At 54.8% G+C, this 10,373-nt stretch carries 6 protein-coding genes and 2 pseudogenes; 4 read left to right on the top strand and 4 right to left on the bottom strand.

The genetic code is table 11. The features are described 5' to 3' along the window. Positions 1 to 532: 532 nt before the first annotated feature. Both ENZ75_RS09055 and ENZ75_RS09050 read right to left on the bottom strand, forming a co-directional pair. On the bottom strand, positions 533 to 1,750 hold the full coding sequence (locus ENZ75_RS09055) for a serine hydrolase (protein WP_063169320.1): 1,218 nt from the start codon (positions 1,748 to 1,750) through the stop codon (positions 533 to 535). A gap of 354 nt (positions 1,751 to 2,104) precedes the next feature. Then, positions 2,105 to 2,482 (bottom strand): annotated as a pseudogene (locus ENZ75_RS09050) (alanine dehydrogenase); the annotation flags it as partial. A gap of 458 nt (positions 2,483 to 2,940) precedes the next feature. Here ENZ75_RS09050 and ENZ75_RS09045 point away from each other — a divergent pair. The 4 genes from ENZ75_RS09045 to ENZ75_RS09030 all read left to right on the top strand — a co-directional run bounded on the left by ENZ75_RS09045 (position 2,941) and on the right by ENZ75_RS09030 (position 8,348). After that, entirely contained in the window at positions 2,941 to 3,783 is an 843-nt protein-coding gene (locus ENZ75_RS09045; RefSeq protein ID WP_063169318.1) for a transporter substrate-binding domain-containing protein, read from the top strand. Between the two features lie 60 nt (positions 3,784 to 3,843). After that, positions 3,844 to 4,818 carry an amino acid ABC transporter permease gene (locus ENZ75_RS09040; RefSeq protein WP_063170377.1) on the top strand — a complete coding sequence of 325 codons (975 nt, stop codon included), beginning with the start codon at positions 3,844 to 3,846 and terminating at the stop codon, positions 4,816 to 4,818. Positions 4,819 to 4,912: 94 nt separating this feature from the next. Then, complete coding sequence (locus ENZ75_RS09035) at positions 4,913 to 5,656, top strand: amino acid ABC transporter ATP-binding protein (protein ID WP_135921822.1); 744 nt, start codon at positions 4,913 to 4,915, stop codon at positions 5,654 to 5,656. A gap of 352 nt (positions 5,657 to 6,008) precedes the next feature. Then, the gene (locus ENZ75_RS09030; RefSeq protein WP_063170375.1) at positions 6,009 to 8,348 is read left to right on the top strand and encodes a penicillin acylase family protein; all 2,340 of its coding nucleotides are present in this window, start codon (positions 6,009 to 6,011) and stop codon (positions 8,346 to 8,348) included. Between the two features lie 830 nt (positions 8,349 to 9,178). Here the strand turns inward: ENZ75_RS09030 and ENZ75_RS35030 are convergent. Both ENZ75_RS35030 and ENZ75_RS35025 read right to left on the bottom strand, forming a co-directional pair. Beyond that, complete coding sequence (locus ENZ75_RS35030; protein WP_281061229.1) at positions 9,179 to 9,727, bottom strand: MFS transporter; 549 nt, start codon at positions 9,725 to 9,727, stop codon at positions 9,179 to 9,181. Positions 9,728 to 9,744: 17 nt separating this feature from the next. Then, positions 9,745 to 10,283: pseudogene (locus ENZ75_RS35025) on the bottom strand (MFS transporter); the annotation flags it as partial. Between the last annotated feature and the right edge of the window lie 90 nt (positions 10,284 to 10,373).

The raw sequence follows: 10,373 nt of genomic DNA, 5'->3' as shown, positions 1-10,373 counted from the left end.
GTCCAGAAGCAGCGCAAGAGCGCTGCCACTGATGCCGATACCATTGCCTGCGTATTCCGATGAAGCCGGCCACCGATTCCGATTTGAAGCCGGCCAGTCATTCCGATTTCATTCCGGCCAGCATTCCGATTTGAAGGCGGCCATTTTTCGGTCTGATCCTGGGTCTCGTTGATGTTTGGGTTGGGTTTTGTTTCAGGTCAAGCTGACGGATAAGCCCGAAAGCGGCACCATGCAAGAATACAATAGGTCCACCGGTTCCATTCTCGCAATACAAAGTCGCGACGGCCCCAATCAATATGCAATGTTCGGTGATCATTGTTTCCTCAGCAAAAGCGAGCCAGATCGGTCTGCATTATGCATATGGGAAGCGAGGCTTCTGGTATTTACTTCATAAGCGTAGCAGCGTCTACAGGCCTTTTGCGCCAATTGCCCCCTAGCCGAACGCAGGAATTCGGCGTAGGCGCCCCAGTTCTTCAACCGCGAATTTGCAGGAAATTCCTAAACAAGCGCGGTGACCGTCTAGTGCATCAAGTTACGCGCGGAGCATCCTCCCCAATGCCTGCATCTGCGGCCTTCTAATCCGATCAATGTGGTCGCAAGCGGGGTGCGACCCGAAGCGCGCAATCACCATCTCCGCCTTTGGCGCTATGTACAGGTTCTGGCCGTAAAGGCCCCGACCTTCAATAGCATCAAGCTCGTCGTGTGATACCCACCATTGGCTTCGGTATGTATAGCCGAATGGGAGGTCCGGCTTGGCGGGGTGGTCGAGATCTTGAAGGTCGTAGACAACACTCGCGGGAACCAGTTGCTTGCCATTACACGAGCCTTCACATCGCATCAGCTCGCCGAAACGCGCCAAGTCGCGCAACGTCACATTGAGTCCGCTATGCGCCCTCGGCATACCGTTTGTCGGGTCGATCTCGACATAGGCGTCTTCTTCGCAGCCCAGTGGCAACCATAAGCGCTCCTCCAACAGTTGTGCGAACGACCGGCCCGTTGCGCGCGACATAACCCAAGCCATAACATTGGTATCGACGCCTTTGTAGACAAATTTGCCGTGCGCCCCTTCCTTTCGTATGGTACGCAGGTATTCGCATCTATATGACTTGTCTACACTTGTGTAATCTTCAGTAAAAGCAACGTTAGTTTGCATGTCCATGACTTGGCGGAGCGTTGCATCTTCCCACCCTGTACCTCGTAATTCCGGCACAAACTGCGATATTGTCTTCCTGTCGTCGAGAATGCCCTCATGCACCAACGCCGCGGCTAGGGTGCCCGCATACGATTTGGTGATTGACTGACACGAATGTTGTACGTGCGGCGCGAGTGCGCCGAAGTATCGTTCGTATATGATCCGCCCCCGATGCAGGACCAAAATGCCGTCGGTGTAGGTGTCGAATAGCGCCTCCTCGAACCGGTTGGTGCGGTCGTCCATGTCGACGAACGTGAGCCCATCGATTTCGGTAGACCTGTTGCTGCACTCAAGCTGCGACGGTCCGCCCCGCCCTCGCCACACTTGGACTGTGGGCCGCAGCTCACGCATATGCGATAGCGACCAGCGAAGCTGAGGAAAGGTCCAAACAGTTTCATTCTCGAATGTTACACGCTTGTCTGGCGGCGGCGGCGCACCGCGCATCCAGCCAAATTCGCGAGGATCCGATGCACGGCCGTCCAGGTATTGCTGTCCGTCGAATTCGAGTACGCTCTCCGACGCGTTACCGACGGTTTGCCGTTGTTTGAATTCTGTCATACATGGGATCCAATTTCATGCCTAGGCGCCCCCGGCGCCAGCTGGCTATCGAGAGTTGCGACCCAACCTCGGGAGTTCGGACTGGACTAAATCACAACATGTTATGATCATAGCAGCGGCAGGCGCGCATTCTATGCGAAATGTCCTCGACAACGCAGCAAATCAGCGTTGTATTGCGGCCGGCGCATACTTGCGGCCCCGCTCTCGCGTGGCAAGTAGGACCTAACTTGCCGAACGCTTCCAGCTACAAGAGGCATGAGCCATCATGCGCAGTATGCCGAGTACATCTCGATTAAACCGGGTCCGAACGGGTTGACAATTGTAACGCGTCTCCGCTGTCCGAGCTACGATGAGTCAAAAATTCTCTGGTCTATCAACGATGTTGACCCAGAGGGATACGTGCGAACTCGCAAGGCAAGAAATCGCGAAATGGCATGGGCGACTCTGCATGTTGGCGACGCGATAGTGGATAACGCCGTCGCCTTCGTAGGTGGGCTCGGCTTGAGTCGTCGCATGCGACGTCTCGAAGCAACCGCCCTGGTCAATAGCGACGTCGACCAGCTCCGAGCCCTTCTTCATGCCGGACATCATTTCGCGGGTGACGAGCTTTGGCGCGGCAGCACCGGCGATCAGCACGGCCCCGACCACGATGTCGGCAGAGAAGCATTCTTCCTCGAGCGCCCCGACGGTTGAGTAGCGGGTGCGCACACGGCCGGCGAAGAGGTCGTCGAGATTAGGGAGGTCGAGATTAGGGAGGTCGAGATTAGGGAGAGAGAGGGGCTTGGACCGCAGTTCCCACGTGACCAGAGTCAGCCCTGCAAGGTGTAATTCAACGCGCCAGTCCAGTTTAGATCCTTCCAAACAAGACGTCTTGTGGCGATGCAATCTGCAGCCTTCGGAGTCCAGCGAGTTGGCGAGTTCGCCGACCTCTCTGAGGCCAGGGTATCCGTGCTTTGTGAAATCGCCAGAGCGATCCGGCGAAAGCCAAGGGTAGTTCGCAGGAAACCTGCATCATCGAACTCGATTTCGCTGAATGCCAACAATGCAGAGCGATAAGGTGTCGTTCGTTAAATGACGGACCGGGATGGGTCCAATCAGCAGGGAGCAATGGCGCACCGCTAAGACACTCCTCTCGGTGGCGACGAAGGTAGCTTTCAAGAAAATAAGAACGAGAAAAAAGGGAACTATAGATGAACAATCATGTAACGACGGTCGTAGTTGCAGTCTCCATGGCGGTTGCGTCGATGTCTTTGTCAGCCAAGGCTTGCGCCGGCGAAGTCCTTGATCGTGTGCTCGCGGCACAGACATTGACGGTAGCGGTCGGGTCCGACTGGGGAGCCTTGTCTCACTTGAACGACCAACATGAACTCGACGGTGATGATGTAGAGGTCGCGAAGGGCATTGCGGACTACTTGGGCGTGAAGATCAAATTCGTGACCCCGGGCTGGGATATCATTCAGGCAGGCCAGTGGGGGGGGCGTTGGGACATGGCCATGGGTCAAATGACGCCGACCAACGATCGCGCCAAAAAATTCGCCTTCCCGGCCATGTACTTCTACGAAGGCGAAGTCGCTGTCGTTCACAAGGATAGCAAAGCGACGAAGCCTTCCGACCTGGAGGGCAAGATCGTCGGCGTCCGAGCGGGAACTCTTGGCGATTTGTATGCCAATCACAAGCTCACACCGGCATGGATCGGCGCTAAGCCAATACAATATCAATTTACAGCGGGCCAAGTGAAGGCTTATCCAAGTGCTAACTCTCTTACGCTTGACGACCTGCGCCTCGGCGATGGTGTTCGTCTCGATGGCGTCATTACTGAAGGAACGACGGCGGCTGCGGCAATCAAATCTGGCTATCCATTGAAGGTTATTGGCGATCCCTTATTCTACGCCCCGGGCGCTGTCACAATCGAGCGTGGCGATAAGGAGTTTATCGACAAGGTCGCTGCCGCGGTCAAGAAGATGAAGGATGACGGCACTCTTGCTAAACTCTCGGTCAAGTGGTTCGGGGGGGATTTCAGCGTCGATAAATAACATGACACAATCGTGGGCGTCCCCTTCCCGGGGGCGCCTCTTCTTAGGAAGAAAATGCTTATGCTTTACCACGATACAGTTGAATCTGAGGTGCTCGTCCACAAGCCATGGTTTATCGGCTGCATATTTGCAATTGTGCTCGCGGTTTTTCTTATCTTCAACGTAGCGGGCACCACGATGGGCGAACTCCTACGGCCCGTGATTGGCGATCACGCACAAGTGAAGTTTTACAGTCGCATTGCGATCGCTTTTGTAATTGCCGCAATGTTCTGCCTCAACCTCGTGCTGATTGGTTTTGTCCCGCTCAAAATCCAAATCGGGATCGTATGGTTTGAGTTGGTGCTACTGTTCCTTTCGCTCTTCGCGGCATTTGACTTAAGCATGCCATTTATTTGGGCAAACCTGCCATTTCTAATTACGCAGGGGGTAGTTACTACAGTTTACGTATCAGCGATGTCACTGCTATTTGCGTCGGCTATCGCAATAATCGGCGCGATTGCGAAACTGTCAAGCAACGGCATGGCTTACGCGATAGTCAGCTTCTACACTTCATGCTTCCGGGGTCTGCCGCTTCTCATGCAGGTTTATCTGATCTACATGGGCTTGCCCCAGGTAGGTTACGTTATTAATGCCGTGCCTGCAGGCGTGTTGGCGCTTTCGCTATGCAGTGGTGCCTACATGACGGAGATCTTCCGTTCGGGCATAGCCAGCATCGATCGCGGCCAGTGGGAGGCATCCCGGTCATTAGGTTTCGGCTTTGCGCTCACAATGCGCAGAATCATTCTGCCGCAAGCGCTTCCGGTTATCATTCCCCCGATGGGAAACACGTTCATCTCAATGCTCAAAGACAGCTCTCTCGTTTCGGTTCTTGGCGTTTGGGAGCTGACGTATCTAGCTCACTCACTCGGCCAGCCAACCTTCCATACTATGGAGATGCTAGTAACAGCGGCAATGATTTATTGGATTTTATCCGCCTGCCTGGAACTGGTCCAATCCCGGATCGAGGACCATTTTGCCAGAAGTAAGAAGCGATGATCGTGAATTCATTGGTCAAGCTAAAAAAGACGTCTAAGTTGGTTCGGCCATTTTCAAGGCACTTACAGATGCGCCAATGAACAAGAGAGATGCAATATTGAGCGACGAAGTCATCGAAGCTAAGAATGTATCCAAATGGTATGGTGCCTTCAGAGCACTAACTGACATCAACCTAACCGTCCGCAAGGGCGAACGTATCGTCATCTGTGGGCCCTCAGGCTCGGGAAAGTCGACGCTGATCCGTTGCGTCAATCGGCTCGAAGCGCACCAGGATGGCGAGATTACCGTCACTGGGATTAGGTTACATAACAAAATGCGCAACGTAGCTGAAGTTCGCAAAAGCGTCGGCATGGTTTTTCAGCACTTTAATCTTTTCCCGCACATGACCGTGCTGATGAACTGTATGGCGGCGCCGATGTGGATAAAGGGCGTTCCAGAGGGTGAGGCTAGAAAGATCGCGCTTAAATTCCTAGAGCGCGTGCGCATTCCCGAACAGGCGAACAAATATCCGGCTCAGCTCTCCGGGGGACAGCAGCAGCGCGTCGCAATTGCCCGGTCCCTCTGTATGGAGCCTGCAGTCATGCTCTTCGATGAGCCGACCTCCTCGCTCGATCCAGAGATGGTCGCTGAAGTGCTCGAGACTGTGACCGGACTCGCACGCGACGGCATGACCATGGTATGCGTCACCCACGAGATGGGCTTTGCGCGCGCCGTGGCCGATCGAGTAATCTTCATGGATCGAGGTGAGATCGTCGAAGAGGGTACACCGCACGACTTCTTCAGAAACCCGCAGCACGAAAGAACGAAATTGTTTCTCAGCCAGATCTTGTCGCATTGAGGGAGCCATCCTTCAACGAGGCCGTTCGACCGAGTTACTGTGTATCGAATGCGTTGCCTCAGGCCAGCGAGACAACATGTGCGGATATTGTATTCGTACGTATTGGCTGACATACATCAGAGCGTTCTCGGCAAGCGCCTCGTTCCCGGAAGCGCGAGAGTAGGATCCCGCTGAGCTTGTGCGCAGCCCACCGTGCCAGTTCGCGTCCAGGCGCGCTGAGGATTGGCTCGCCACACATGATCAGGTTGCAAGAGTGCGGCCTCAACCCTCTGCCCGCAACCGACCACAATCTGCAGACGTCGTCCTCTGGCAGATTCCCGACCATCTTTGGGTGAACCAAACGGATCAACACATGTTAAAGAACATAACCTTCGACCGCCACAGCTCCGACAAGCTTAAGAGTGAGGTCACGATCGACATTGATAAATGGGGGGTTCCTCATATCAAGGCTCAGAACTTGCACGACCTATTTTTCGCGCAGGGTTGGAATGCAGCTCGAGACCGCCTCTGGCAAATTGATATTGCGCGCAAACGAGGTCTCGGTCTCCTGTCACGAGACTTTGGCCCCGGATATTTGGAGCAGGATCGGGCGGCGCGTCTCTTTTTATTTCGCGGAGCCATGAGTGCAGAATGGCAGGCGTACGGCCCGGATTCCGAAGAGATATGCTCAGCGTTTGCCGAGGGGATCAATTCCTACGTAGACAGTTGCCATGACGGTTTGATTGCCTTGCCACCCGAGTTTGGCCTCCTCGGTCACACTCCCGACTATTGGAAACCCGAAGACGTCGTTCGCGTGCGAACGCACTCACTAACCCGAAATGCGATTTCGGAGCTTCTGCGCTGCAGGGTGATGGCATTGGCAGGTGTGGAACGAGGTACCCGCCTCGACAGGTTGAGACAAGAATTGTCACCTCCGATAGCGCCACGACCAGCGGAGGGCCTTGACCTCGCCTTTATGACAGATCGAGTACTGCAGGATTTTCGCTTGGCAATCTGTCCCGTCTCATTCTCGAGGGAAAGACTTGCAGCAAGTCTTCAGGAAGCTGACCGTTGGACCCGCGTAACACCGAGTGATGAGATCATGCAGACGGTGTTCCAAGAGGGCTCAAACAACTGGGCCATATCCGCAACAAAAACCACAACGGAGCGACCAATCCTTGCTCTAGACCCGCATCGCAAGCACGTCCTTCCGTCCATCAGGTATCTTGTACACCTGAGTATGCCCGGGCTCGATGTAATTGGCGCTGGAGAGCCTATGATCCCAGGAATCTCCATGGGTCACAACGGGACAGCCGCCTTTGGTCTGACTATTTTCGGCGCTGACCAAGAAGATATTTATGTTTACGAAACCAAGAGTGAGGGAAATAAATACTTATATAAAGGGGCCTGGGAGCAGGTGAAGACTATACACGAGAAAATTCCAGTTCGCGCCCACACCGACCAGGAGGTAAAGCTTCAGTTCACACGCCATGGACCCATTTTAAACCAAAATGCTGAAAAAGACCGCGCCTTCGCACTGAGAACCGTATGGATGGATCCCGGCATGGCACCTTACATGGCCAGCTTGGCCGTAATGCGCTCTAAGACATTTTCAGAATACACCTCCAGTCTAGCAAACTGGGGTTGTCCTTCAGTTAATCACATCTATGCGGACACGTCGAATGTAATTGCGTGGAAACCGTCAGGTGCGGCTCCGGTCCGAAGAAATTGGGACGGCCTGCTTCCGGTTCCAGGAGACGGTCGGTTCGAATGGGAAGGGTATTTGTCACCGGACGATGGGCCGTTCGAGATGAACCCCGCCAAAGGTTTTGTCGCCACTGCCAACGCAATGAATGTTCCGGAGGAATGGAGTAGATCGCATCCTGCTTTTGGCTACGAGTGGTCTGACAGCAGCAGACATGATACCCTTCATACAACTCTCTCACGATCAGAGAAGATCTCGTTGCGGGACTGCATGTCGCTGCAATGTTCGGTGTATTCGCCGATAGCAGTTCGTATTCTTGCGAAACTAGACACTCTTCTCGGTTCGGTTGCAAACATGCCTGCGTTGCACTTATTTTCTAACTGGGACCGGCATTTGGATGCGAGTTCGCCAGCCGCCGCGTTCTTTGAGATTTGGCTTAGCAAACACCTTGGCCCGACAGTAGCTCGCTTAGAAAGCGCTGACGATGAAGTGTTGGCACTGCTCGTGCCTTTACAGCCTTCGGCCATAGCCTCTTGGCTCGAACAGGCAGAGCCTAGTGAAAAGTTGAAGCATTCCATAATGGAATCCCTAACTTCTGCCTGGAGTGAATGCATATGTCGATTTGGCGACGATTCTGCCTCATGGGCATGGGGCAGTATACATAAGCTTGATTTGCGCCACCCTCTGCAGGCACTGACGTCTGAACAATGGTCGTTGGGCGCCATAGCCCTCGGCGGAAGTAGCTCAACGCTCAATTTTTCGAGTTACCGAAGCGGCCAATTCTCTGTTTCAGAAGGACCGTCAGTGCGGATAATCATGGACGTTGGGTCATGGGATGACAGTCTCTTTATTAACAATCCAGGTCAGTCGGGTGTTCCGATCTCAAGTCATTATCGTGACCTCAATCACGATTGGCAACGGGGCGAATACAAGCCCTTGTTATATTCAGAGGAGTCCATACGGAGGGAGCTCGAACATAGGGTCGTCCTGTCTCCCGCTGACTGTTGAGGATGCGACAGTATAGGCCGCTTACCATTGTAGCAGGAACATATCGGTCGAACTCACCTGGCGGCAAGGTGAGGATCGACACTTTAGCGCCCGCCGGCCGACTTTGATATTGACAGCGGAACGCCCGGCCGGAATCTGGATGCGCTTGTGGGGCAATGATCCCGCTGGTGTGCGGCGACCACCCCTGATCGTCACGAGCAGGGCCGTCGCGGCCTCCAATAATGTTGCAGGAGACTTAGAAGCGGGATGTCCCGCATTGGCAATTGCTCTGCCTTGGGGCCATAGGGAAGAGGGGTAAGGTGCTGGCCCGACCACCGGAGAGCGCGTCTGTTACTACAAGGCTCGATCGCGGCCGCATCACGGCCCTCGGCGGCTGCCGATAACGCGCGCTTCGGGCGCTACCAGTACGCATTGGCGATAATCGCATCTGCTGTAGGAGAGCACTTGATTCGAGACTGACAGTGCGACGGTCAACAGGGTTCGCTATCATTGTCGAGCCGAGTTCAAGAATGGACACATACCTCAGGGAGGACCTTTCAGGGGGCAGACCATTGTCTGTCTCCTCATCCGAGAAACAAGCTAACCTCGCAGAGAGTGGCATCAGGGCAACACGTCATTGTCCTTCGATGCGACTGAATATCGACGACTTCAACGCGGCTTGCCGCCTTCGCGTATAGCCGCAGGACCTTGAATGCCGGGAACCAGCCGAGAAATGTTGGCGGTGGGTGAGCGCCTTTCATTTTTCAAGTCCGCTACATTCTGTCTGTCATATACCCGAAGGCGGCGATGCTTGTTGCCCGCCCGATGTGGTTAGCAGTTGACGTGCCTTCTTATGTATCTTCATTCAGCCTGCGGTGGCACGCTGGCCGTTTCGTTGAATGGCGGGGGAAAAAAGGCGTTGATGACTCAGGCTTGCGTGGAGCACTCGTGGGGCGCTCGATTGACAATGTTATTCGTGGAGAATGCTTTCCTTTGTGGAGGAGGATGATTCTCTCGTCCAGTTCCTTGTCGGCCTCGGTAAGGCGATGATTCAGGCGAAGGTAGTCGGTCCAGGTCGGCGTACGGAATGTCTCCGTCCATAGCACAGGCTCCTGAAGGTTGCGCTGGAGAGTCCAGTGCCGAGCACCAACGCGACTCTGTACATGCCGGCACCCGCGCATGGCGAGGAATTCTTCTAGATTTTCCACGAGTATGAGGTACTCGACTTTGACCACGATGGGGCCGCTTCTCGGCTTGAGACTGAGGGCGACTGCCGGCGCGTCGAATTCCTCCAAAGGGTCGGGCTCGGCCTCGCGACCCTCGCGAAGGGGAAACAGGACGCCGCTCGCAATGGAAGAGGCAGTGCCAGAAAAAGGGAGCACGCCGCACAGGCGACGCATGCCAGCGTCATTAGTTGCTCTTCTGACAAGCTCCGTCTTAATAGGCTGTTGGCGACGCCAGCCATGACGGCGCCTGTGCCGAAGCCGGCGATGATGGTGCCATAGGCGAGCGGTCCTTCGCCCAGCTGATCGCGGACAACCAATGGCAGCAGTGCGAGTATGGCGATGCCCGACAGGCCAAAGAAGGTTCCGCGGGCGATCGCCGTCTTGATTTCCGATGACATCGCTGTGAAGCGCAGCCTGTCATAGATGGCCGTCCTCATTGACTCACGTGGGAGAAGTGAGGAGCGAACCTTCCATTTGCATCGCCATATGGTGACCAAAGGGATCATATAGGTGAGTGTAAACATAGCGAAAGCCGTCATAAGTCCGAACGACGCAATCATGATGCCGCGAGCGCCGGTCCCACGGTCCGTGCAGTGTTGAAGCCAATGGAGAGGAGGGTGACGGCAGCGGGAACTTCGCGTCGGTCCACAATATCGCCAACAGAAGCCTGCCAGGCGGTATCGTTGAGCGCGGCACCACTTGCGATCAAGAAGCTGAAGCCGAAGATCATCCACGGGGCGATAAAGCCCAGCACCACTGAAGCCGTAGCATCGCGGATGCTATTACCATTAGGCATCGGCCGGCGAACATGACTCTTCGA

The sequence above is a fragment of the Mesorhizobium sp. M7A.F.Ca.CA.002.04.1.1 genome (genome assembly GCF_004022805.1).
Lineage (GTDB): Bacteria > Pseudomonadota > Alphaproteobacteria > Rhizobiales > Rhizobiaceae > Mesorhizobium > Mesorhizobium ciceri.
Note: the sequence above shows the minus strand (reverse complement) of the source record. Positions and strands in the feature narration are given on the sequence as shown.